The 23,028-nt window shown below is 56.4% G+C and carries 22 protein-coding genes and 2 pseudogenes; 8 read left to right on the forward strand and 16 right to left on the reverse strand.

The annotated features are described in order from the left end of the window. Window positions 1-86: 86 nt before the first annotated feature. The 4 genes and pseudogenes from yebF to QRD42_RS16265 form a co-directional block, all read right to left on the reverse strand. A complete protein-coding gene (gene yebF / locus QRD42_RS16250) occupies window positions 87-434 on the reverse strand; it encodes a protein YebF (protein ID WP_318376845.1) in 348 nt (115 codons plus the stop codon). Between the two features lie 64 nt (window positions 435-498). Further along, window positions 499-801: a YebG family protein gene (locus QRD42_RS16255; protein ID WP_072568780.1), complete on the reverse strand. Its 303-nt coding sequence runs from the start codon at window positions 799-801 to the stop codon at window positions 499-501. A 98-nt stretch (window positions 802-899) separates the two neighbouring features. Beyond that, window positions 900-1,946, reverse strand: a pseudogene (locus tag QRD42_RS16260) (NAD(P)-dependent alcohol dehydrogenase). A gap of 111 nt (window positions 1,947-2,057) precedes the next feature. Next, window positions 2,058-2,459: a cupin domain-containing protein gene (locus QRD42_RS16265; RefSeq protein WP_083580930.1), complete on the reverse strand. Its 402-nt coding sequence runs from the start codon at window positions 2,457-2,459 to the stop codon at window positions 2,058-2,060. A gap of 100 nt (window positions 2,460-2,559) precedes the next feature. On the opposite strand from QRD42_RS16265, the gene QRD42_RS16270 reads away from it, so the two are divergent. After that, window positions 2,560-3,453: a LysR family transcriptional regulator gene (locus tag QRD42_RS16270; RefSeq protein WP_321987622.1), complete on the forward strand. Its 894-nt coding sequence runs from the start codon at window positions 2,560-2,562 to the stop codon at window positions 3,451-3,453. A 56-nt stretch (window positions 3,454-3,509) separates the two neighbouring features. Further along, entirely contained in the window at window positions 3,510-4,688 is a 1,179-nt protein-coding gene (gene purT / locus QRD42_RS16275; protein ID WP_072568784.1) for a formate-dependent phosphoribosylglycinamide formyltransferase, read from the forward strand. Window positions 4,689-4,734: 46 nt separating this feature from the next. Here purT and kdgA read toward each other — a convergent pair whose 3' ends face one another. The 3 genes from kdgA to zwf form a co-directional block, all read right to left on the reverse strand. Further along, entirely contained in the window at window positions 4,735-5,376 is a 642-nt protein-coding gene (gene kdgA / locus QRD42_RS16280) for a bifunctional 4-hydroxy-2-oxoglutarate aldolase/2-dehydro-3-deoxy-phosphogluconate aldolase (RefSeq protein ID WP_072568785.1), read from the reverse strand. Window positions 5,377-5,415: 39 nt separating this feature from the next. Continuing rightward, window positions 5,416-7,227 carry a phosphogluconate dehydratase gene (gene edd / locus QRD42_RS16285; protein WP_321987623.1) on the reverse strand — a complete coding sequence of 604 codons (1,812 nt, stop codon included), beginning with the start codon at window positions 7,225-7,227 and terminating at the stop codon, window positions 5,416-5,418. A 212-nt stretch (window positions 7,228-7,439) separates the two neighbouring features. After that, entirely contained in the window at window positions 7,440-8,915 is a 1,476-nt protein-coding gene (zwf, locus tag QRD42_RS16290; protein ID WP_072568787.1) for a glucose-6-phosphate dehydrogenase, read from the reverse strand. Window positions 8,916-9,261: 346 nt separating this feature from the next. Here zwf and QRD42_RS16295 point away from each other — a divergent pair, with 346 nt between their 5' ends. Beyond that, window positions 9,262-10,137, forward strand: a complete 876-nt coding sequence (locus QRD42_RS16295; RefSeq protein WP_072568788.1) for a MurR/RpiR family transcriptional regulator — start codon at window positions 9,262-9,264, stop codon at window positions 10,135-10,137. Window positions 10,138-10,256: 119 nt separating this feature from the next. Then, entirely contained in the window at window positions 10,257-11,699 is a 1,443-nt protein-coding gene (gene pyk / locus QRD42_RS16300; protein WP_072568789.1) for a pyruvate kinase, read from the forward strand. Between the two features lie 87 nt (window positions 11,700-11,786). Here the strand turns inward: pyk and lpxM are convergent, their stop codons facing one another. From lpxM to znuA, 3 genes are all read right to left on the reverse strand, one after another. Then, window positions 11,787-12,758 carry a lauroyl-Kdo(2)-lipid IV(A) myristoyltransferase gene (gene lpxM, locus QRD42_RS16305; RefSeq protein ID WP_321987624.1) on the reverse strand — a complete coding sequence of 324 codons (972 nt, stop codon included), beginning with the start codon at window positions 12,756-12,758 and terminating at the stop codon, window positions 11,787-11,789. Window positions 12,759-12,882: 124 nt separating this feature from the next. Next, window positions 12,883-14,211: a murein DD-endopeptidase MepM gene (gene mepM / locus QRD42_RS16310; RefSeq protein WP_318364217.1), complete on the reverse strand. Its 1,329-nt coding sequence runs from the start codon at window positions 14,209-14,211 to the stop codon at window positions 12,883-12,885. A 15-nt stretch (window positions 14,212-14,226) separates the two neighbouring features. Further along, window positions 14,227-15,171, reverse strand: a complete 945-nt coding sequence (gene znuA / locus QRD42_RS16315; RefSeq protein ID WP_158684899.1) for a zinc ABC transporter substrate-binding protein ZnuA — start codon at window positions 15,169-15,171, stop codon at window positions 14,227-14,229. A 78-nt stretch (window positions 15,172-15,249) separates the two neighbouring features. Between znuA and znuC the strand changes: the two genes are divergently transcribed. Both znuC and znuB read left to right on the forward strand, forming a co-directional pair. Beyond that, on the forward strand, window positions 15,250-16,005 hold the full coding sequence (gene znuC, locus QRD42_RS16320; RefSeq protein ID WP_072568793.1) for a zinc ABC transporter ATP-binding protein ZnuC: 756 nt from the start codon (window positions 15,250-15,252) through the stop codon (window positions 16,003-16,005). Continuing rightward, complete coding sequence (gene znuB, locus QRD42_RS16325; RefSeq protein WP_072568794.1) at window positions 16,002-16,787, forward strand: zinc ABC transporter permease subunit ZnuB; 786 nt, start codon at window positions 16,002-16,004, stop codon at window positions 16,785-16,787. Before znuC ends, znuB begins: the two co-directional genes overlap by 4 nt. Before the next feature lie 45 nt (window positions 16,788-16,832). On the opposite strand, the gene ruvB is transcribed toward znuB, so the two are convergent. The 6 genes from ruvB to aspS form a co-directional block, all read right to left on the reverse strand. Continuing rightward, entirely contained in the window at window positions 16,833-17,843 is a 1,011-nt protein-coding gene (ruvB, locus tag QRD42_RS16330; RefSeq protein WP_072568795.1) for a Holliday junction branch migration DNA helicase RuvB, read from the reverse strand. Between the two features lie 11 nt (window positions 17,844-17,854). Next, a complete protein-coding gene (gene ruvA, locus QRD42_RS16335; protein ID WP_072568796.1) occupies window positions 17,855-18,466 on the reverse strand; it encodes a Holliday junction branch migration protein RuvA in 612 nt (203 codons plus the stop codon). Between the two features lie 81 nt (window positions 18,467-18,547). Beyond that, window positions 18,548-19,069, reverse strand: a complete 522-nt coding sequence (ruvC, locus tag QRD42_RS16340) for a crossover junction endodeoxyribonuclease RuvC (RefSeq protein ID WP_318373649.1) — start codon at window positions 19,067-19,069, stop codon at window positions 18,548-18,550. Between the two features lie 34 nt (window positions 19,070-19,103). Further along, a complete protein-coding gene (locus QRD42_RS16345; protein WP_072568798.1) occupies window positions 19,104-19,847 on the reverse strand; it encodes a YebC/PmpR family DNA-binding transcriptional regulator in 744 nt (247 codons plus the stop codon). 27 nt (window positions 19,848-19,874) lie between these two features. Next, the gene (gene nudB / locus QRD42_RS16350; RefSeq protein WP_072568799.1) at window positions 19,875-20,318 is read right to left on the reverse strand and encodes a dihydroneopterin triphosphate diphosphatase; all 444 of its coding nucleotides are present in this window, start codon (window positions 20,316-20,318) and stop codon (window positions 19,875-19,877) included. 1 nt (window position 20,319) lies between these two features. Further along, entirely contained in the window at window positions 20,320-22,098 is a 1,779-nt protein-coding gene (aspS, locus tag QRD42_RS16355; protein WP_321987625.1) for an aspartate--tRNA ligase, read from the reverse strand. A gap of 266 nt (window positions 22,099-22,364) precedes the next feature. Between aspS and QRD42_RS16360 the strand changes: the two genes are divergently transcribed. Together QRD42_RS16360 and QRD42_RS16365 are read left to right on the forward strand one after the other, a co-directional pair. Then, window positions 22,365-22,931 (forward strand): hydrolase, encoded by a 567-nt coding sequence (locus QRD42_RS16360; RefSeq protein ID WP_321987626.1) that lies wholly within the window; start codon window positions 22,365-22,367, stop codon window positions 22,929-22,931. Next, a pseudogene (locus QRD42_RS16365) lies at window positions 22,928-23,028 on the forward strand (hypothetical protein); the annotation flags it as partial. The gene QRD42_RS16360 and the pseudogene QRD42_RS16365, both read left to right, overlap by 4 nt.

Here is a 23,028-nt window from a genome sequence, read left to right on the forward strand (position 1 = left end):
AAATAGCTGATGACAGTTGCCACAGCGTAAGCGAGGGGATGTCAGGAAACGTCTGTATCAGCAAAAGATGCGCAAATTCACGGGCGTTACTGCGCCTGGTAATCCGCCCGCCCGGCTTTGCAGTCGACCTTCACCCGATAGTGGATATCGGTATTTTTACCGCGCACGGTCAGGGGCACGTTCCAGTTATCGTCCTTACCGGAAATCTCTTTGACGTTAATCCACGCCACCGGATCCGCCTGACCCAGTTTTTCCTGATCGTCTGCCCAGCGTGCTATGCGATTTTGCAGATAATCACGCTTCACCGCGGCGGCGATGCCGTCTTCTTTCAGCCCTTCGCAACCCGGAAACTTCACCGACTTTTCATTGGCTGCCTGCGCCGCCATGCTGCCCGCCAGCAACACCAGACCAAATACTACCCCTGCTGTTTTCATGCTTTTCTCCTGTGAGCTAACCCACACAAAGCATGGTACAAATTGCCGGCAGCGCAAGGACGGATCAGGCGGCTTTGGTGCGCTTCGGCGTCGGAATATCGGTCACGTTGACGTCAGACGGCGCGTCGTCGGTTTGTAACTTACCGGATTTGATGATGGTATTGAGCGTATCTTTCTGCTCCGCCATCCACATCGCCATTTGCTCGCGCTGTGCCTCATCCAGGGCTACCGGCCCCTGCGCCAGCCAGCTCTCCAGCACTTCCGCCAGATCGAGCATTTTGTCATAAGCATCGGCTTCCTTTTTGCTGGCAAAAGACATTTTTTCCTCACCTTCACGAATGACTACGTATTTAACTTCAACCGCCATGATGCAGCCTCACATTACTGGTTATTTATACAGTATATGATAACTGAACGCCCGGCTTAAGGCAAGCCGGGACGGAAGGAAAGGTCAGAACAGGATCATCAGGCCAGGGTGGCGTTATCAATCACAAAGCGGTAATGCACATCACCTTTCAGCATGCGCTCATAGGCCTCGTTGATCTCTTCGGCGCGGATCATTTCCACATCGGCGACAATCCCGTGTTCCGCACAGAAATCGAGCATCTCCTGGGTTTCCGGAATACCGCCAATCATCGATCCGGCTATGGCCCGGCGCTTCGTGATGAGGTTGAACACTTCCGGCGGAGCGTGCGGCGTGGCGGGCGCGCCTACCAGTGTCATGGTGCCGTCGCGTTTGAGCAGCGTGATAAACGCGTCGAGGTTGTGCGGCGCTGCCACGGTATTAAGGATAAAGTCGAAGCTTTTAAGATGCGCTTCCATCTCGCTGGCGTTACGTGACACCACCACTTCATCCGCACCCAGCGATTTTGCCGCCTCGCGCTTGGATTCGGAGGTGGTAAAGGCCACCACATGCGCCCCCATCGCGTGGGCCAGTTTTATGCCCATATGTCCCAGGCCGCCGATGCCCACGACGCCAACCTTTTTACCGGGGCCCGCCTGCCAGTGACGCAACGGCGATTACGTGGTGATCCCGGCGCACAGCAGTGGCGCCACCGCAGCAAGTTGCTCTTCCGGATGGGTGATGCGCAGGACGTAGCGCTCATGCACCACAATCTGCTGAGAGTAACCGCCCAGCGTGTGGCCCGGCGCGTCCTGGGTTGGTCCGTTGTAGGTGCCGACCATGCCGTCGCAGTAGTTCTCCAGCCCCTCCTCGCAATCTTCGCACTGCTTACAGCTGTCGACAATACAGCCGACGCCCACCAGATCCCCCGCTTTAAAAGCAGAGACATGCTCGCCCACGGCGGTCACACGCCCGACAATTTCATGCCCCGGCACGCAGGGATATTGCGTCCCTGCCCATTCGGAGCGCACCTGGTGAATATCGGAGTGGCAGACGCCGCAAAAAGCGATATCGATTTTAACGTCATGGGCGCCAGGCTGACGGCGGGTAATTTCCATTGGTTCAAGAGGCTGCGTGCCGGTATGGGCACCATAAGCTTTGACAGTCATGGTAGAACTCCAGATTATAAAGGGCTCAGGCAGAGGGTTCTGCACGTGAGGTCAGGAAAATCGGTCAAATAAACTCTCCTGATTGTAGATGCGAGTGTGTCAGATAGCAGGTTAATTGCCTGTGTACTGCTCGTCGCTGACCTTTTCCATCCACTCCACGACCTTGCCGTCTTCCGCTTCGGCAATCGCGATGTGGGACATACTGTTTTCCGGCGCGGCCCCATGCCAGTGCTTCACCCCTGCCGGGATCCAGACAATATCGCCGCTACGTATCTCACGCTGCGGACCGCCCCACTCCTGCACCCGTCCGGCACCGGCGATAACAATCAGCGTCTGTCCGAGAGGATGAGTATGCCATGCTGTGCGGGCTGAAGGTTCAAAGGTCACTGTGGCACCGCCTGATTTCGCAGGCTCAGTGCCCTGAAACGGCGCATCAATACGAACGTTGCCGGTGAAATACTCGGCCGGGCCTTTTACGGAGGGACTGGTAGTTGGGGTTAAGATCGTGATCATGGTGTTCTCCTGAAAATAACGGGGAGTGAAAAGTGTAAGTTGCCAGCGATTGATTGATAAGATATGCAAATCAGAATGCTCATGTGCATGGTATGCAACAATGACGACAGAAAACCTCAACGATCTGCGCGCGTTTGCGCGGGTGGCTCAGGAGAAAAGCTTTACCCGGGCGGCGGCGCAGCTGGGTATGTCGCGCTCAGGATTGAGCCACGCGATAACCGCGCTGGAAGAACGGCTGGGGGTCCGGTTACTTATGCGTACCACACGTAGTGTGTCGCTGACGGAAGCAGGCCAGCGGCTTATCAATACGCTTGGACCAATGCTTGATGATCTTGAACAGGAACTTAAAGCCCTGCGCTCATTCAACATCAATCCCGCTGGTACGGTACGCATCACCGCCCACGACCACGCCATTGCATCTGCTATCTGGCCACGTTTAACGCCGTTGCTGGTGAAGAATCCTGAGATTACCCTGGAGCTAAGCGTGGATTATGGGCTGACGGACATTGTTGCCCAGCAGTTTGACGCCGGGGTCCGGGTGGGCAATATCGTGGATAAAGACATGATTGCGGTTCGTATCGGCCCGGATTTCCGGATGGCGGTGGTGGCGGCCCCCGCATTCCTTCAGGGCAAAACGCTGCCGCTCACTCCCGGGGAATTAACTTCATACGCGTGCATCAATCTTCGCCTGCCGACACACGGGGGCCTTTATGCCTGGGACTTTGAAAAAGCAGGCAAATCACTGTCAGTACGCGTGGCAGGACAGGCAATCTTCAACAATACCTACCTGATGTTGCAGGGTGCCATTGACGGGCTGGGTTTCGCCTATGTCCCCCGTGATCTTGCCCTTCCGCATATCGAGGAGCAACGGCTGATCCCGGTACTGGAAGACTGGTGTCCTCTTTTACCGGGTTATCATCTCTACTACACCAGCCGCCGTCAGGTGGCACCCGCCCTGCAGTGCGTTATCAATGCGCTACGCTACCAGTCTTAACAGACGCAAACGTTTTCGTTTATACTGCTGCCAACTTTTTTCAAGGGCAGATTGTTATGACTTTATTAGGTACTGCGCTGCGTCCCGCAGCCACACGCGTGATGTTATTAGGCTCCGGTGAACTGGGCAAAGAGGTGGCAATCGAGTGCCAGCGGCTGGGCGTTGAGGTGATCGCCGTTGACCGTTATGCCGACGCCCCCGCCATGCACGTCGCTCATCGCGCCCACGTGATCAATATGCTGGATGGCGAGGCGTTAAAAGCGCTGGTCGCACAGGAACAACCGCACTTTATCGTGCCGGAAATCGAAGCCATCGCCACTGATATGCTGGTGGCGCTGGAAGCCCAGGGGCAGCGCGTGGTGCCCTGCGCCCGCGCCGCGCAGTTAACCATGGATCGCGAAGGCATTCGTCGCCTGGCAGCCGAGGAATTAAAGCTGCCGACCTCCCGCTACCGCTTTGCCGATAACGAAGCGGCGTTCAGGGAGGCGGTGAATGAGATCGGTCTGCCGTGCATCATTAAACCGGTGATGAGTTCATCCGGCAAAGGCCAGAGCCTGATCCGTCATGCCGATCAGCTGGCCGATGCCTGGCGTTATGCGCAGCTGGGCGGCCGTGCCGGCGCGGGCCGGGTGATTGTCGAAGGGGTGGTGAATTTTGATTTTGAAATTACCCTGCTGACCATCAGCGCCGTTGACGGCGTACATTTTTGCGCGCCGATTGGCCATCGTCAGGAGGACGGCGATTATCGCGAATCCTGGCAGCCGCAGCAGATGAGCGCACTGGCGCAGCAGCGTGCCGAAGCGGTGGCCCGCGAGGTGGTGCTGGCGCTGGGCGGCCACGGGCTGTTTGGCGTTGAGCTGTTTGTGTGTGGCGATGAGGTGATTTTCAGTGAGGTGTCGCCGCGTCCGCACGATACCGGTATGGTGACGCTGATTTCGCAGGATCTCTCCGAATTCGCCCTGCATGTGCGCGCGTTTCTTGGTTTACCGGTCGGCGGTATTCGTCAGTATGGCCCGTCGGCGTCCGCTGTTATTCTCCCCACACTTACCAGCCAGAATGTGACCTTTGATAACGTCGATGCCGCCACTGGCGCTGGGCTACAGGTGCGTTTATTTGGCAAACCGGAAATTGACGGTTCGCGTCGTCTGGGTGTGGTATTAGCGACGGCAGAAAATGTTGATGATGCGGTGGCGCGAGCCAGGACAGCAGCAGCCAGTGTGATGGTAAAAGGATAAAGCGCCCACATGCCCGGCAGCTTGCGCCGCCGGGCATGACGTCAGATTACTGCTTCGCGCCTTCAACGGCTTCGCGGGCCAGTCTGGTGATACGGTCGTAATCACCGGCTTCCAGCGCATCGGCCGGCACCAGCCAGGATCCACCGATGCAGAGCACGCTTTTCAGCGCCAGGTAGTCACGGTAGTTAGCTGGTGAGATACCGCCGGTCGGGCAGAAACGCACCTGCGAGAACGGACCTGCAATGGCCTGCAGCGCTTTGGTGCCGCCGTTGGCTTCCGCCGGGAAGAATTTGAACTCTTTCAGTCCATAGTCCATACCCAGCATCAGTTCGGAAACGGTGCTGATGCCAGGGATCAGCGGAATGGTGCCTTCGGTTGCCGCTTTCAGCAGCGGCTCCGTCAGACCCGGGCTGATGGCAAACTGGGCGCCCGCTTCAGTGACTTCCGCCAGCTGTGCCGGATTCAGTACGGTGCCTGCGCCGATGATTGCGTCCGGCACTTCTTTTGCAATGGCGCGGATAGCATCCATGGCGCATTCAGTGCGCAGGGTGACTTCCAGCACGCGAACGCCGCCAGCCACCAGGGCTTTCGCCATAGGTACTGCGTGTTCCAGTTTGTTAATCACGATCACCGGCACAACCGGGCCAGTTTTCAGGATTGCTTCTGCACTCGTTTTCCAGTTTTTCATCAGAGTTTTTTCTCTCGCCAGATCTACAATTTTTAAGTCTTAGAAAGTGATACAGGTCGCGCCCTGCTCCGCACCGGAGAGATTCTCGCGCAATGCGCTGAACATCTCGCGCCCTGTTCCCACGCGCGATGCGCTGAGGTCAGGAATGTGTGGCTGACGTGCGGCCAGTTCGTTTTCATCCACCAGCAGGGTTAATTCCCCTGTCTGTCCATTCACGCGGATGATGTCGCCATCACGTACTTTTGCCAGCAATCCGCCATCGTAGGCTTCCGGGGTGACATGAATTGCTGACGGCACTTTACCTGATGCACCTGAGAGCCGTCCATCAGTAACTAATGCAATTTTGAAACGGCGGTCCAATAATACACCAAGTGGCGGCATCAGTTTATGTAATTCTGGCATTCCGTTTGCTTTTGGTCCCTGATGACGGACAACAACCACGCAGTCACGATCCAGAAGACCCGCGTCAAAGGCAGGTAAGACGTCGTGCTGGCTTTCAAATACCACGGCCGGGGCTTCGATGATCTGGTTTTCCACCGGCACGGCGGACGTCTTCATCACCGCGCGCCCAAGGTTGCCGCTCAGCACTTTGGTGCCGCCATGGTGAGAGAAAGGTTTGTCGATGGTGGCGATCACATTCTCATCCAGTGAGCTGTCAGCCCCTTCGCGCCAGTCCAGCTCGCCATTGTTCAGCCACGGCTCCAGGGTGTAACGGGAAAGCCCGAAACCGGCGACGGTGTTCACGTCTTCATGCAGCAGACCGCCTTTCAGCAGTTCACGCATCAGCAGCGGCACGCCGCCCGCCGCCTGGAAGTGGTTAATATCCGCCGGGCCATTCGGGTAGAGACGGGTCATCAGCGGCACGATGTCAGAGAGATCGGAGAAGTCATCCCAGTTGATGATAATGCCGGCCGCCCGCGCCATCGCCACCAGATGCATGGTGTGGTTGGTGGAGCCGCCGGTTGCCAGCAGCGCAATAATGCCGTTGACGACAACTTTCTCGTCGAGCATTTTGCCGAGCGGCATCCATTCGTTGCCGTTACCGGTCAGACGCGTCACCTGACGCGCCGCAGCGGCGGTCAGGGCTTCACGCAGCGGCGCGTCCGGGTGCACGAACGAGGAGCCGGGCAGTTGCATGCCCATAAATTCCACCACCATCTGGTTGGTGTTGGCAGTGCCGTAAAAGGTACAGGTACCCGGCGCATGGTAGGACGCGGCTTCGGACTCCAGCAGCGCCATGCGATCCACTTTGCCTTCCGCATACAGCTGGCGGATGCGAACCTTTTCTTTATTTGGCAGGCCGCTGGCCATCGGGCCTGAGGGCACAAAGATTGCCGGAAGATGGCCGAACGACAGCGCTGCCATGACAAGGCCGGGGACGATCTTATCGCACACGCCCAGGTAGAGCGCGCCATCAAACATATTGTGCGACAGCCCTACCGCCGCCGACATGGCGATCACTTCGCGGCTGAGCAGCGACAGTTCCATGCCATCCTGCCCCTGGGTGACACCGTCACACATGGCCGGGACACCGCCCGCCACCTGGCCGACGGCGTTTGCCTCATGCAGCGCTTTACGAATAATGTCCGGATATTTTTCATAAGGCTGATGGGCGGACAGCATGTCGTTATAGGAGGTAATAATCGCGATGTTATTGCGCAGCATGCTTTTCAGCGACGCTTTGTCATCCGGCTGGCAGGCGGCAAAACCGTGCGCCAGGTTGCCACAGGCCAGTGATGAACGGTGCACCGTTTCGCTTTTCGCCTGCTCAATACGGGCAAGGTAGGCGGCGCGCGTCTTGCGGGAACGTTCGATAATTCGTTCTGTTACCCGTAACATTTTTGCATTCATAGAAGCTCCTGAAATTATCTGTCATGGGCGGGGGTAAACATTCGACATGTTCCGGCATTAAACCTGCGATACGCCGTCGCCCGGTGGCAAAATCGCTTCAGCCAGTGTAATAAAAAAAGCCCCGTGGGTGAATCCACACGGGGCTTAAAAGCTGAAATATTACTCAGGAGTCTGAGTCAGATCATGTTACCGGTAAAATGAGAGCCTTCCGGTTACTCAAACTCATTCCATGAACGACCATCACGGGTGATCATCGCAACTGAGGCCACCGGCCCCCAGGTGCCTGCCTGATACGGCTTAGGCGCATCGTTGTCCATCGCCCAGGCTTCAGTGATGGAGTCCACCCACTTCCAGGCTTCTTCCACTTCATCACGACGCACGAACAGCGCCTGGATGCCACGCATGGTTTCCAGCAGCAGACGTTCGTAAGCATCGGCAAGATGCGTCTGGTTAAAGGTTTCGGAGTAGCTCAGATCAAGCTTGGTGGTTTGCAGGTTATGCTTGTGATCCAGACCCGGTACTTTATTGAGGATCTGAATATCCACACCTTCATCCGGTTGCAGACGAATGGTCAGCTTGTTCTGCGGCAGATCCTGCCAGGAGTCTTTGAACAGGTTCAGCTGTGGCGTGGTGAAATAGACCACCACTTCCGAGCACTTCGCCGGCAGACGCTTACCGGTGCGCAGGTAGAACGGCACGCCCGCCCAGCGCCAGTCGTCAATGTCCACACGGATCGCCACGAAGGTTTCGGTGTTACTGGATTTGTTCGCGCCCTCTTCTTCCAGATAGCCCGGCACTTTTTTGCCCTGAGCGAAACCGGCGGTGTACTGGCCGCGCACGGTTTTTTCACGCACGTTGGAGCGATCGATACGGCGCAGGGATTTCAGCACTTTCACTTTGGCGTCGCGGATGCTGTCGGCAGAGAGATCGGACGGCGGAGACATGGCGATCATGCACAGAATTTGCAGCAGGTGGTTCTGGATCATGTCGCGCATCTGACCGGCCTGATCGAAGTAACCCCAGCGGCCTTCGATACCCACTTCCTCGGCCACGGTAATTTCCACGTGATCGATGGTGCGGTTATCCCAGTTGTTCACAAACAGCGAGTTGGCAAAACGCAGCGCCAGCAGGTTAAGCACCGTCTCTTTACCAAGGTAGTGGTCGATACGGTATACCTGGCACTCTTCGAAATACTCGCCCACCTGGTCATTGATTTCGCGGGAGGTTTCCAGCGACGTACCCAGCGGTTTTTCCATTACCACGCGCGCCGGTTTGGCGTTCAGCTTCGCTTCGCCGAGGCCTTTGCAGATCGCGCCGAAGGTGCTTGGCGGCATAGCGAAATAGTTGATGGTAACGCGGTTTTCCTGATCCAGCATCTCGCCGAGACGCTTAAAGGATTTAGTGTCATTGACATCGAGATTACAGAAATCGAGGCGTCCGCTCAGCGTGTCCCACAAACTTTCATCGATCTTCTCTTTCATGAAAGTTTCCAGCGCTTCGCGCACCACTTTGGTGTACGCCGCTTTGTCCCAGTCGGCACGCCCGACGCCCAGGATCCGCGTTTCAGGATGGATCTGACCCGCTTTTTCCAGTTGATACAGGGAAGGCAGCAATTTCCGGCGTGCGAGGTCGCCTTTCGCGCCGAAAATGACCAGGTCACATGCCTGGGCTGTTTGCGTTACCGCCATGTCATTCTCCTCAGTTAGCTATCCTGGTGCTTCTGCCAGGCCTTAGTTGTAATTTTATTACAGTGCACTGTACTGCTTTTACGTAATTACCGAAACCGTTAACGTTTTGCCGCTTGTGCGCTAAAGGCATCAGGGCGTACGTACAGGGTAATTGCCCTGAAATATCAGGGGTTTTGCACGGGGCCGGTGTCACTAAAATCCGACCCTGATCATGTAATGAAAAAAAACAACAACTTTTCGGGTTGTTATTCACCCATAATCACGTCACAAGAGTAATATCGAGTTACACGCACCGCGGTTTCATCCATTTCTGGAATCGATTTTACCCAAGAGCGCCCTGTTAAACATGAATATGCTGGAAAAGATCCAGTCTCAACTGGAACACCTTAGCAAATCCGAACGCAAAGTGGCGGAAGTGATCCTCGCCTCCCCCGATCAGGCTATCCATTCCAGTATCGCTGCCCTTGCCCAGCAGGCCTCCGTCAGCGAACCTACCGTTAACCGGTTCTGCCGTAGCCTGGATACCCGCGGCTTTCCCGATTTTAAGCTACATCTGGCACAAAGTCTGGCAAATGGTACACCTTATGTGAACCGTAATGTGGACGAAGACGACAGCGTGGAAGCCTATACCGGTAAGATTTTCGAATCGGCGATGGCGACGCTGGATCATGTGCGGCAATCCCTTGATATGGCGGCGGTTAACCGGGCGGTGGATTTGCTCACCCAGGCGAAAAAAATCGCCTTCTTCGGCCTTGGCTCGTCCGCTGCCGTAGCCCATGACGCGATGAATAAGTTTTTTCGCTTCAATGTGCCGGTGGTGTATACCGACGATATCGTTTTGCAACGCATGAGCTGTATGAATTGTAGTGAAGACGATGTGGTGGTGCTCATCTCCCACACCGGGCGCACCAAAAGTCTGGTGGAGCTGGCGCAGTTAGCGCGCGAAAACGACGCCATGGTCATTGCCATTACTTCTGCCGGTACGCCGCTGGCGCGGGAAGCCACGCTCTCCATTACGCTGGACGTGCCGGAAGATACCGATATTTACATGCCGATGGTCTCGCGGCTGGCGCAGCTGACGGTCATTGATGTGCTGGCGACGGGCTTTACCCTGCGTCGTGGGGCAAAATTCAGAGATAACTTGAAGCGAGTCAAGGAAGCGCTGAAAGAATCGCGCTTTGATAAGGAACTCCTCGTCAGAGGGGAAAACATTAAAAGTTGATAACAAAGTTGTAACTTATTACGCCATTCGGTTAAGTTCATAGCGGCCCACAGAGGCGCACGATGTCACCGAATTTTTAATTCACGCAACACCGGTTGTTTCAGTCAACGGAGTAATACATGTCCAGAAGGCTTCGCAGAACCAAAATCGTTACCACCCTGGGTCCGGCCACCGATCGCGATAATAACCTTGAGAAAATTATCGCCGCGGGCGCCAACGTGGTGCGCATGAACTTCTCACACGGCACGGCAGAAGATCATAAATTGCGTGCCGATAAAGTGCGCGAGATTGCGGCAAAACTGGGACGTCATGTTGCTATTCTTGGCGATTTACAGGGTCCAAAAATCCGTGTTTCCACCTTCAAAGAAGGTAAAGTTTTCCTCAACATCGGCGATAAGTTCCTGCTTGACGCCAACCTCGGCAAAGGCGAAGGCGATAAAGAGCGCGTCGGTATCGACTATAAAGGCTTACCCGCTGATGTGGTGCCGGGCGACATTCTGCTGCTCGACGACGGTCGCGTGCAGTTAAAAGTGCTTGAAGTTCAGGGCATGAAAGTGTTCACCGAAGTGACCGTGGGCGGCCCGCTGTCGAACAATAAAGGCATCAATAAACTGGGCGGCGGCTTGTCTGCGGAAGCCCTGACCGACAAGGACAAAGCCGACATCCTGACCGCCGCGCAAATCGGCGTCGACTACCTGGCCGTCTCCTTCCCGCGCTGCGGCGAAGATCTGAACTATGCCCGTCGCCTCGCCCGTGACGCGGGCTGCGACGCCAAAATCGTCGCCAAAGTGGAACGTGCCGAAGCGGTATGCAGCCAGGACGCCATGGATGATGTGATCCTGGCATCCGACGTGGTGATGGTTGCCCGTGGCGATCTGGGCGTTGAAATCGGCGACCCGGAACTGGTAGGCATTCAGAAAGCGTTGATCCGTCGCGCCCGTCAGCTGAACCGCGCGGTGATCACCGCCACCCAGATGATGGAATCGATGATCACCAACCCGATGCCGACCCGTGCAGAAGTGATGGACGTGGCGAACGCCGTGCTGGATGGTACGGATGCGGTGATGCTGTCTGCCGAAACGGCGGCCGGTCAGTATCCGGCGGAAACCGTGGCGGCGATGGCACGCGTCTGCCTGGGGGCGGAGAAGATCCCCAGCATTAACGTTTCCAAGCATCGCCTGGATATTCAGTTTGATAACGTTGAAGAAGCGATTGCCATGTCGGCGATGTACGCCGCGAACCACCTGAAAGGCGTGACGGCGATCATTTCCATGACCGAATCGGGCCGTACGGCGTTGATGACTTCGCGTATCTCTTCCGGCCTGCCGATCTTCGCTATGTCCCGTCATGAGCGTACGCTGAATCTGACCGCTCTTTACCGTGGCGTGACGCCGGTGTACTTCGACAGCAGCGCCGACGGCGTGGTGGCGGCGAATGAAGCCGTAACTCTGCTGCGCGATAAAGGCTATCTGGTGTCCGGCGATCTGGTGATTGTGACGCAGGGCGATGTGATGGGTACCGTGGGCACCACCAACACCACCCGTATCCTGACCGTCGAATAAGTAGTTGTGCCCGGCGGCGCTTTGCTTGCCGGGCCTACCCGCTTCGTAGGCCCGTGCAAGCGCTGCGCCGCCGGGCATTTAAAACGGCTACTTCTTCGGGAAAAGCTCTTTACGCTTGTAAGGCTCTTTTTCCCCTGGCTTGCGCGTTTTCAACAGCTTCAGGATCCAGGTGTACTGCTCCGGATGCGGACGTACAAAAACTTCTACTTCTTCGTTCATGCGCCGGGCAATGGTTGTATCGTCTGCGGTCATCAAATCGTCCATCGGCGGACGCACCTGAATGGTCAGCCGGTGCGTGGCGCTGTCATACACCGGGAACAATGGTACAACGCGCGCACGGCATACTTTCATCAACCGCCCAATGGCGGGCAGCGTCGCTTTATAGGTGGCGAAGAAATCGACGAATTCGCTGTGCTCTGCGCCATGATCCTGATCGGGCAGATAGTAGCCCCAGTAACCCTGACGTACTGACTGGATAAAGGGCTTGATGCCATCGTTACGTGCATGCAGCCGTCCGCCAAAGCGACGACGCACGGTGTTCCAGACGTAATCAAAGACCTTATTCCCCTGATTATGGAACATAGCGGCCATAGGCTGCCCGGTTGCCGCCATCAGCATCGCCGGAATGTCCACGCCCCAGCCATGCGGCACAAGGAAAATCACTTTTTCGTTGTTGCGGTGCATCTCATCAATGATTTCGCGGCCCTGCCAGTCAATACGCGGCAGGATTTTTTCCGGCCCGCGCATGGCAAGCTCGGCCATCAGCACCATCGATTGCGGCGCGGTGGCGAACATCTCATCAATAATGTCTTCGCGCTGCGCGTCGCTCAGTTCAGGAAAGCAGTACAGCAGATTGATCTGCGCGCGGCGGCGGGCGCTTTTGCCCATCCGTCCACCCAAACGCCCCAGTTTTGCCAGCAAGGGATCGCGCACTGACGGCGGGATCATCGCCACACCGGCGAAAGCCATTACCCCAAGCCAGGCGCCCCAGTAGCGCGGATGTAAAAATTCCCTTTCGAATTCAGGGAGGTATTCACTGTTATTTTTTTTCGTTTCCATGCATCTTCCAGGGTCTGCGGACTCGGGTAAGAAAAAGATAATGCGTAAGTGTAGCGAGGCTGACTTATCCGCACAAAAGAAAAAGCCGGGTATGCACTATCACCCGGCTTATTTCGTACGTTACTTAATCGAACCGAAGCTGCGGTATAACCTCTTTGACCTGCGCGAGGTAATCGCGACGATCCGAACCAGTCAGCCCTTCGGTGCGCGGCAGTTTCGCCGTCAGTGGGTTTACCGCCTGCTGGTTGATCCACACTTCATAATGCAGATGCGGGCCAGTGGAGCGGCCAGTGTTGCCGGAGAGCGCAATGCGGTCGCCGCGTTTCACTTTCTGCCCCTCTTTGACCAGCAGTTTGCGTAAATGCATATAGCGGGTGGTATAGGTGCGACCGTGACGGATGGCCACGTAATAGCCTGCCGCCCCGCTGCGTTTTGCCACCACTACTTCACCGTCGCCCACGGAGAGTACCGGCGTGCCCTGCGGCATGGCGAAGTCGACGCCTTTATGCGGTGCTACGCGCCCGGTAACCGGGTTTAAGCGACGCGGATTGAAGTTTGAAGAGACGCGGAACTGTCTCGAGGTCGGGAAACGCAGGAAGCCCTTCGCCAGCCCGGTACCGTTACGGTCATAGAATTTACCGTCTTCGGCACGAATGGCGTAATAATCTTTCCCTTCTGAACGCAAACGCACGCCGAGCAACTGGCTCTGTTCACGCTTTCCGTCCAGCATTTCGCGGGACATTAATACCGAGAATTCATCGCCTTTCTTCAGCTTACGGAAATCCATCTGCCACTGCATGGCTTTGATGACCGCGCTGATTTCCGCGCTGGTCAGGCCGGCATTTTTGGCGCTGCTGACAAAGCTGCCGCCCACGGTGCCGTTTAGCGTTGAGTTAACCCAGTCGCCCTTCTGAATTTCGGCGCTCATTTTAAAGCCGTTATCAGCGCGGTCGTAAGTACGGGTTTCGCGGCGGGACATTTCCCAGGTCATGCGCTGCAGCTCACCGGCATCGTTTAGCGTCCAGGAGATCTGCTGACCAATTTTCAGGTTACGCAGATCCTTATCCGCCGATGCTAACTGGCTGATATCGCCCATATCGATGCCGTACTGATTGAGGATGCTGCTCAGGGTGTCGCCGGTGGAAACGACATATTCATGTACGCCCGTTTCGTTCGCCGTTTTATCGTCCAGCTCATCCTGCGGAATGGCTTCCACTTCATCCGGCATGGTCTGATCGATAGGTTCACTGGCTTCAGGGAGCAAAGAACGTATTTCGCTTTTTTCCAGTTCGATGGTTTTTACAATGGGTGCGGACTGGGATTGGGGGTGATAGACATAGGGTCGCCAGACGGCGACCGCTAATGTGAGAACAGTAAGAGACCCCAGCATAACGCGATGGGGGCGTGGCAGATTATTAAACGCCAGGCTGACCGCGCGGGCTATCTGTTGCACGTATTCACTTCCTCGTTATTCTCCTTTCAGGCAGCCCGAGTACTGGTTGGCGAGTTGAGTCAGGAACTGGGGATAGCTCGCTTTACTCAATTTGATACTGGTTCCAAGCGGATCCAGGGTCCCCATGCGAACTGAGGTACCTCTCGCAACAGCTTCAATAACGGCTGGCCTGAACTGTGGCTCAGCAAAAACGCAGGTTGCTTTTTGCTCAACCAACTGTGTTCTGATTTCATGTAAACGCTGAGCACCAGGCTGAATTTCAGGGTTAACGGTGAAATGACCAAGAGACGTCAGACCATAATGTTTTTCAAAGTAGCCGTAGGCGTCATGAAAAACGAAGTACCCTTTACCTTTCAGCGGTGCCAGCTCTTTACCTACCTGCTCATCGGTTTGGGCTAATTGTGCCTCAAAATCCTTCAGGTTGGCGTCAAGTTTGGCTCGACTTTGCGGCATAACTTCCACTAATTTTTGATGGATTGCAACCGCTGCCAGCCGCGCTACGTCTGGCGAAAGCCAAATATGCATGTTGTATTCGCCATGATGGTGATGGTGGTCACCATTTTCATCATGATCGTGGCCGCCCTCATGTTCGTGCTCGTCTTCCTCAGCGCCTTTCATCAGCAAAGGTTTCACGCCGGGCAGCTCGGCCATCACCACTTGCTTCGCCTGCGGGATTTTTTGCGTGGTCTTTTGCATGAAGGCTTCCATGTCCGGCCCCACCCAGACAACTAAGTCCGCGCTCTGTAAGCGTTTTACATCGGACGGGCGCAGCGCATAATCATGCTCAGACGCGCCATCCGGCAGTAAGACTTCCGTGTTAGTGACGCCATCAGCAATAGCCGACGCAATGAATCCGATTGGCTTAAGTGAGGTTACTACGGCTGCGTTTGCGCCTGTACTCAGGCCAGCCCATAAAGCAGCGGAAACCGCTGCGCAAAGAAGCGTATTTTTATGTAACATAATGCGACTTATCATCGTAATGAATTGGTGGAATGTGATATTATAACATTCTGTCACTTGTGCAAGTCTTTAAACGCTATGACTAATTTAGTATCCCTTGAAAAAGTCTCTGTCTCTTTCGGTCAACGCCGCGTCCTGTCTGACATTTCGCTGGAACTGAAACCGGGGAAAATTTTAACCTTACTGGGGCCAAACGGCGCCGGGAAATCGACGCTCGTGCGGGTGGTGCTGGGCCTGGTAGCAGCGGATGCGGGGGTCATCAAGCGCGATAAGCAGCTGCGCATTGGCTATGTGCCGCAGAAGTTGCATCTCGACGCCACGCTGCCGTTAACCGTCAGCCGTTTTTTACGTCTGCGTCCGGCAACCCGTAAAGCTGACATTTTGCCTGCGCTTAAACGCGTGCAGGCGGGGCATCTCATTGACGCGCCGATGCAGAAACTCTCCGGCGGGGAAACCCAGCGGGTGCTGCTGGCGCGCGCGCTGCTTAACCGCCCGCAGCTGCTGGTGCTGGATGAACCCACCCAGGGCGTGGACGTTAACGGTCAGGTGGCGCTTTACGATCTGATCGACCAGTTACGCCGCGAACTGGATTGCGCCGTGCTGATGGTGTCGCACGATCTGCATCTCGTGATGGCCAAAACCGATGAAGTGCTGTGCCTGAATCATCACATCTGCTGTTCCGGGACGCCGGAAGTGGTTTCCATGCACCCGGAATTCATTTCGATGTTTGGCCCGCGCGGCGCTGAACAGCTCGGCATCTATCGCCATAACCATAATCATCGTCACGATTTGCAGGGACGCATTGTACTGCGTCGGGGAAATGGACACTCATGATCGAATTATTACTGCCCGGCTGGCTGGCCGGAATTATGCTGGCCTGCGCCGCCGGTCCGCTTGGTTCTTTTGTTGTCTGGCGTCGGATGTCTTATTTTGGCGATACGCTGGCGCATGCCTCACTGCTAGGCGTGGCCTTTGGCCTGATGCTGGACGTCAATCCGTTCTATGCGGTGATCGCCGTTACGCTGTTGCTTGCAGCCGGTCTGGTGTGGCTGGAAAAACGTCCTCACCTTGCCATTGATACCCTGCTGGGCATTATGGCGCACAGTGCGCTGTCGCTGGGTCTGGTGGTAGTCAGCCTGATGTCGAACATCCGCGTCGACCTGATGGCCTACCTGTTTGGCGATCTGCTGGCGGTGACGCCGGAAGATTTGCTGTCTATCGCCATCGGCGTGACGGTGGTGATCGGCATTCTGCTCAGCCAGTGGCGCAATCTGCTTGCCATGACCATCAGCCCGGATCTGGCCTTTGTGGACGGCGTAAAACTGCAACGGGTGAAATTACTGCTGATGCTGGTGACCGCCCTGACGATTGGGGTGGCGATGAAATTTGTCGGCGCGCTGATTATCACGTCGCTGCTGATCATTCCTGCCGCGACGGCGCGGCGCTTCGCCCGTACGCCGGAACAGATGGCGGGCGTGGCCGTGGGTATTGGCGTTGTCGCCGTGACCGGCGGTTTAACCTTCTCTGCTTTTTACGACACCCCTGCCGGTCCGTCGGTGGTGCTGTGCGCCGCAGCGCTGTTTATTCTGAGTATGCTGAAGAAACAGGCAGCGTAATGCAGGCCGCCTGCCCTCTCCGCACCGGAGAGGGCAAAAGCGCGGTTACGGCATGGCGGGCGGCGTGATGCCGAAGTGATCCCAGGCCCTGATCGTCGCCATGCGGCCGCGCGGGGTGCGCTGTAAAAAGCCCTGCTGGATGAGAAATGGCTCCAGCACGTCCTCAATAGTTTCCCGCTCTTCGCCAATGGCCGCGGCGAGGTTATCCAGCCCAACCGGGCCGCCAAAGAATTTATCGATCACCGCCAGCAGCAGCTTGCGGTCCATATAGTCAAAGCCTTCCGCATCGACATTAAGCATATCCAGCGCCTGTGCCGCGATTTCCAGCGAAATGGTGCCGTCGTGTTTGACTTCTGCAAAGTCACGCACGCGGCGCAACAGGCGGTTGGCGATACGCGGCGTGCCGCGGGAGCGTTTAGCCACTTCCCAGGCACCCTCTTCGCTCAGCTCCAGCCCCATAAAGCGCGCGCTGCGCCCGACGATATGCTGCAGATCGGCGACCTGATAAAACTCCAGGCGCTGCACAATACCGAAACGGTCGCGCAGCGGCGACGTCAGGGAACCGGCGCGGGTGGTTGCACCAATCAACGTAAAGGGCGGCAAATCGATTTTGATCGAGCGGGCCGCAGGGCCTTCGCCGATCATAATATCCAGCTGGTAATCTTCCATCGCCGGATAGAGCACTTCTTCCACTACCGGCGATAAACGGTGGATCTCATCGATAAAGAGCACATCATGAGGTTCAAGGTTGGTCAGCATGGCGGCGAGATCGCCGGCCTTTTCCAGCACCGGCCCGGAAGTGGTGCGTAAATTGACGCCCATTTCATTGGCGACAATGTTTGCCAGCGTGGTTTTTCCAAGCCCTGGCGGGCCGAAAATCAGGAGATGATCCAGCGCATCGCCGCGCAGCTTCGCCGCCTGAATAAAAATCTCCATCTGCGAGCGTACCTGCGGCTGACCGATGTATTCGTCGAGCAGTTTAGGGCGGATCGCCCGATCCACCGCTTCTTCTGGCGTCAGGTTTACGGCCGACACGAGACGGTCTGCTTCAATCATCCTTTACTACCTCACATTGCAGCGCGGAGCGCTTCACGGATAAGATTTTCACTGCTCGCACCCGGCTGAGCAATTTTACTCACCATGCGGCTGGCTTCCTGAGGTTTATATCCCAGCGCCACCAGCGCAGCAACTGCTTCCTGCTCGGCATCATCTTCCGCAGGACCGGCCGGCGATGCCAGCACCAGATCGCTGGCGGGGGTGAAGAGATCGCCATGCAGGCCTTTGAAGCGGTCTTTCATTTCGACAATCAGGCGTTCCGCCGTCTTCTTACCAATGCCCGGTAGTTTGGTGAGCGCCACGGGATCTTCGCGCTCTACGGCGTTAACGAACTGTTGAGCGGACATACCGGAGAGAATGGCCAGCGCCAGCTTCGGCCCGACGCCGTTGGTTTTGATCAGCTCGCGAAACAGCGTGCGCTCCTGCTTATTGTTAAAACCGTACAGCAGCTGCGCGTCTTCGCGTACCACAAACTGCGTAAAGACGATGGCTTCCTGTCCGGCATCGGGTAGTTCATAAAAACAGGTCATTGGCATATGCACTTCATAGCCTACGCCACCCGTCTCAAGCAGTACCAGCGGGGGTTGTTTTTCGAGAATAATGCCTCTGAGTCTGCCTATCACATCGCGCTCCTGCGTTAATGGCAAAGTTATTGTGGGCTATCATATAAAAAAGGCTGGATAAATATCCAGCCTGATTTGCAATTATCGCAACCGCCCGCGCGCCAGATTGAGCCGGCTGTCGCTGATTTGCACCGCATTCTGACTGACATGACAATGCGTAATGGCGATGGCCAGCGCATCGGCGGCGTCGGCCTGCGGATTGGCGGGCAGTTTCAGCAGCGTACGTACCATATGCTGCACCTGGCTTTTCTCCGCGCTGCCGGTGCCCACTACCGTCTGTTTGACCTGCCGTGCGGCATATTCAAACACCGGCAGATCCTGGTTAACGGCGGCGACAATCGCCACGCCACGCGCCTGTCCCAGCTTCAGCGCCGAGTCGGCGTTTTTCGCCATAAATACCTGTTCAATGGCGAAATAATCCGGCTGAAACTGGGTGATGATCTCCGTCACGCCCGCATAAATGAGCTTCAGGCGGGACGGTAAATCATCGACTTTGGTACGAATACAGCCGCTGCCGAGGTAGGTCAACTGTCTGCCAACCTGGCGGATGACGCCATAACCGGTGATGCGTGAGCCGGGGTCAATACCGAGAATAATCGACATCACGCGCCTCCGTCGTTAAGGCCTGCCTGGCACGTCATTCTAACGTAGCCGCAACCTCATCAGAGATCTCGCCATTATGGTAAACTTCCTGCACGTCATCGCAGTCTTCCAGCATGTCGATCAGGCGCAGCAGTTTCGGCGCAGTTTCGGCATCCATATCGGCTTTGGTGGACGGGATCATCGACACTTCTGCCGCGTCGGCTTTCAGGCCCGCCGCTTCCAGCGCATCTTTCACCGCACCCATCTCTTCCCAGGCGGTATAAACGTCGATGGCGCCGTCGTCGTAGGTCATCACGTCTTCCGCACCGGCTTCCAGCGCCGCTTCCATGATGGTGTCTTCATCGCCCTTTTCAAAAGAGATGACGCCTTTCTTGCTGAACAGATAGGCCACGGAGCCGTCAGTGCCAAGGTTGCCGCCGCATTTGTTAAACGCGTGACGCACTTCCGCCACTGTACGGTTGCGGTTATCAGAGAGGCATTCAACCATTACCGCCGTGCCGCCAGGACCGTAACCTTCATAAATGATGGTTTCCATCTGCGCATCGTCGTCACCGCCCACACCGCGCGCGATGGCACGGTTTAAGGTGTCGCGCGTCATGTTGTTAGACAGCGCTTTATCCACTGCCGCACGCAGGCGCGGGTTAGAGCCGACGTCAGCGCCGCCCAGACGGGCAGCCGTGACCAGCTCACGGATAATTTTGGTAAAGATCTTACCGCGTTTGGCATCCTGTGCCGCTTTGCGGTGTTTGGTGTTGGCCCATTTACTATGACCTGCCATAAAAATATCTCCAAAAGCCTCGCCCTTTCAGGCGGCGTTAATTACAAATTCTTCAATCGCCTGCCGGTTGCTCCATGATTTGGTTAATGCAGCCGCAGCGGGCGCATCCAGCCAGCGGTAGGTCAGATGTTCCGTAAACACAATCTGCCGCTCATGGGGCAGCGCAAGACAGAACCAGGATTCCGTATTGCGCTCAATACCCGGCGCGTAGCGATGACGCAAATGAGTAAAGATCTCAAACTCCACCGTGCGCTGACAGTCGACTAAGGTCAGTTGCTCTTGCACAACGTCGATAACGACCTCTTCCTTTACTTCACGCAGGGCGGCCTGCGACGCGGTTTCCCCCTCCTCCAGGCTGCCGGTTACCGACTGCCAGAAATCAGGATCGTCGCGTCGCTGCAACATCAGCACCCGTTTCGTGTCCTGCGCATAAATCACCACCAGCACGGAAACGGGACGCTTATATTGCATATTATTTATTCTCCGGGGACTCTTTCTTGATCACCTGAATACCCAGTTCGGTCAGGGACGCGTCGTTTGCGAAACTCGGCGCTTCCGTCATCAGACAGGCGGCTGCGGTGGTTTTCGGGAACGCGATCACATCACGAATGTTGTCGGTGCCGGTGAGCAGCATGGTCAGGCGATCCAGACCAAAAGCCAGACCCGCATGCGGCGGCGTACCGTATTTCAGGGCGTCCAGCAGGAAGCCGAATTTCTCGCGCTGTTCCTGTTCGGTGATGCCGAGAATGCCGAACACGGTCTGCTGCATTTCACTGCGGTGGATACGCACGGAACCGCCGCCCACTTCGTAACCGTTGATCACCATGTCGTAGGCGTTGGCGATAGCCGTTTCCGGCGCTGCTTTCAGCTCTTCCGGCGTCATGTTGCTCGGCGCGGTGAACGGGTGGTGCATCGCGGTCAGGCCGCCTTCGCCGTCGTCTTCGAACATCGGGAAGTCGATAACCCACAGCGGCGCCCATTTGGACTCGTCGGTGAGGTTCAGATCTTTACCCAGCTTCAGACGCAGCGCGCCCAGCGCATCGGCAACCACTTTCTTGTTGTCGGCGCCGAAGAAAATCATATCGCCGTCCTGCGCGTCAGTGCGGGCAAGGATCGCTTCCACAATCTCAGCGTTAAGGAATTTCGCCACCGGGCTGGTGATACCTTCCAGACCTTTCGCGCGCTCGGTCACTTTAATATAGGCCAGGCCTTTCGCGCCGTAGATCTTAATGAAGTTGCCGTAGTCGTCGATCTGTTTACGGCTTAACGCCGCGCCGCCAGGCACGCGCAGGGCCGCCACACGGCCTTTGGGGTCGTTCGCCGGGCCTGCGAAGACGGCGAATTCCACGTCTTTCAGCAGATCGGCCACGTCCACCAGCTCCATCGGGTTACGCAGATCCGGTTTGTCGGAGCCGTAACGACGCTCGGCTTCTGCGAAGGTCATCTGCGGGAACTCGCCGAGATCCACGCCTTTAATGTCCAGCCACAGCTGGCGGATCAGCGCTTCCATCACTTCACGCACCTGCGGCGCAGTCATGAAGGAGGTTTCCACGTCGATCTGGGTAAATTCTGGCTGACGGTCAGCACGTAAATCTTCGTCGCGGAAGCATTTAACGATCTGATAGTAGCGGTCAAAACCGGACATCATCAGCAGCTGTTTGAACAGCTGCGGCGACTGCGGCAGCGCGTAGAATTTACCTTTGTGCACACGTGAAGGCACTAAATAGTCGCGCGCGCCTTCCGGCGTGGCTTTGGTCAGCATCGGGGTTTCGATGTCGAGGAAGCCGTGATCGTCCATAAAGCGGCGCACGAAGCTGGTGATTTTGGCGCGCGTTTTCAGGCGGGTCGCCATTTCCGGGCGACGCAGATCCAGATAACGGAATTTCAGACGCGCTTCTTCGGTGTTGACGTGATTGGAGTCCAGCGGCAGCGATTCTGAACGGTTGATGATCTCCAGATCGGTGGCCAGCACTTCGATTTCGCCGGTCGCCATGTCGCTGTTAATGTTTTTCTCGTCACGGCGGCGTACGGTGCCGGTGACCTTAATGCAGAACTCATTACGCAGTTCGGAGGCCAGCTTTAATGCGTCCGCGCGATCCGGATCGAAAAACACCTGCACGATACCTTCGCGGTCGCGCATATCGATAAAGATCAGGCTGCCGAGATCACGGCGACGGTTGACCCAACCACACAGAGTCACCTGCTGCCCCTCGTGGGACAGTCGAAGCTGTCCGCAATATTCTGTACGCATGAGATATCCCTTAACTTTGCCGCAGGCCGATTGTCGCCTGCCGTGCAGGCCACGTTGTCGCAGCGTTAGCCTAATGTCACAACTGGATGAAAAAAGGGGGTTATTATACTGGAAATTCTGGCGGACGATAAGTGCCACGCCGTGCGGACGCGCGATTGCTGCGCGCTTATTGCGTAATCTCACAAAAATTAACAATATTTGTCAGCCGCGCTACCCTTTTATACAGGTAAGGTAAACGCGATGTCATTCAATAAACGGGAGTTATTATGCTGGAACTGAACGCCGCCACTACCGCACTGGTCGTTATCGATTTGCAGGAGGGGATCCTGCCCTTCGCCGGTGGCCCGCACAGCGCCGGGGATGTGGTGGCCCGCGCCGCGCGGCTGGCGGAACAATGCCGCCTTAAAGGCGCGCCGGTGGTGATGGTACGCGTCGGCTGGTCTGCGGATTTTGCCGAAGCGCTGAAACAGCCCGTAGATGCCGCGATCCCGGCCCACTCGCTGCCGGACAACTGGTGGGATTACCCTCTTGCGCTGGGTAAAAAAGAGAGTGATCTGGAAGTAACCAAACGTCAGTGGGGCGCGTTTTACGGCACCGATCTGGAACTGCAGCTGCGTCGCCGTGGCATCGACACCATTATTCTCTGCGGGATCTCCACCAATATCGGCGTCGAGTCCACCGCCCGTAACGCCTGGGAAATGGGCTTCAGGCTGGTGGTGGTGGAAGACGCCTGTAGCGCCGCCAGCAGCGAGCAGCATCTTGGCAGCATGACCAACATCTTCCCGCGCATCGGCCGCGTGCGCAGCACCGAAGAGGTGCTGGCAGCCTTATGATTTACGTCGGGCTGCCACAATGGTCGCACCCGAAATGGGCGCGGCTTGGTATTCAGGGACTTGAAGACTATGCCCGACACTTCAACTGCGTGGAGCG

Source organism: Enterobacter sp. PGRG2, assembly GCF_030291195.1.
Classification (GTDB): Bacteria; Pseudomonadota; Gammaproteobacteria; order Enterobacterales; family Enterobacteriaceae; genus Enterobacter_D.

Coding starts and splice junctions, on each gene's coding strand:
- yebF (WP_318376845.1), bottom strand. CDS start 434: ATGAAAACAGCAGGGGTAGTATTTGGTCTGGTGTTGCTGGCGGGCAGC.
- QRD42_RS16255 (WP_072568780.1), bottom strand. CDS start 801: ATGGCGGTTGAAGTTAAATACGTAGTCATTCGTGAAGGTGAGGAAAAA.
- QRD42_RS16265 (WP_083580930.1), bottom strand. CDS start 2,459: ATGATCACGATCTTAACCCCAACTACCAGTCCCTCCGTAAAAGGCCCG.
- QRD42_RS16270 (WP_321987622.1), top strand. CDS start 2,560: ATGACGACAGAAAACCTCAACGATCTGCGCGCGTTTGCGCGGGTGGCT.
- purT (WP_072568784.1), top strand. CDS start 3,510: ATGACTTTATTAGGTACTGCGCTGCGTCCCGCAGCCACACGCGTGATG.
- kdgA (WP_072568785.1), bottom strand. CDS start 5,376: ATGAAAAACTGGAAAACGAGTGCAGAAGCAATCCTGAAAACTGGCCCG.
- edd (WP_321987623.1), bottom strand. CDS start 7,227: ATGAATGCAAAAATGTTACGGGTAACAGAACGAATTATCGAACGTTCC.
- zwf (WP_072568787.1), bottom strand. CDS start 8,915: ATGGCGGTAACGCAAACAGCCCAGGCATGTGACCTGGTCATTTTCGGC.
- QRD42_RS16295 (WP_072568788.1), top strand. CDS start 9,262: ATGAATATGCTGGAAAAGATCCAGTCTCAACTGGAACACCTTAGCAAA.
- pyk (WP_072568789.1), top strand. CDS start 10,257: ATGTCCAGAAGGCTTCGCAGAACCAAAATCGTTACCACCCTGGGTCCG.
- lpxM (WP_321987624.1), bottom strand. CDS start 12,758: ATGGAAACGAAAAAAAATAACAGTGAATACCTCCCTGAATTCGAAAGG.
- znuA (WP_158684899.1), bottom strand. CDS start 15,171: ATGTTACATAAAAATACGCTTCTTTGCGCAGCGGTTTCCGCTGCTTTA.
- znuC (WP_072568793.1), top strand. CDS start 15,250: ATGACTAATTTAGTATCCCTTGAAAAAGTCTCTGTCTCTTTCGGTCAA.
- znuB (WP_072568794.1), top strand. CDS start 16,002: ATGATCGAATTATTACTGCCCGGCTGGCTGGCCGGAATTATGCTGGCC.
- ruvB (WP_072568795.1), bottom strand. CDS start 17,843: ATGATTGAAGCAGACCGTCTCGTGTCGGCCGTAAACCTGACGCCAGAA.
- ruvC (WP_318373649.1), bottom strand. CDS start 19,069: ATGTCGATTATTCTCGGTATTGACCCCGGCTCACGCATCACCGGTTAT.
- QRD42_RS16345 (WP_072568798.1), bottom strand. CDS start 19,847: ATGGCAGGTCATAGTAAATGGGCCAACACCAAACACCGCAAAGCGGCA.
- nudB (WP_072568799.1), bottom strand. CDS start 20,318: ATGCAATATAAGCGTCCCGTTTCCGTGCTGGTGGTGATTTATGCGCAG.
- aspS (WP_321987625.1), bottom strand. CDS start 22,098: ATGCGTACAGAATATTGCGGACAGCTTCGACTGTCCCACGAGGGGCAG.
- QRD42_RS16360 (WP_321987626.1), top strand. CDS start 22,365: ATGCTGGAACTGAACGCCGCCACTACCGCACTGGTCGTTATCGATTTG.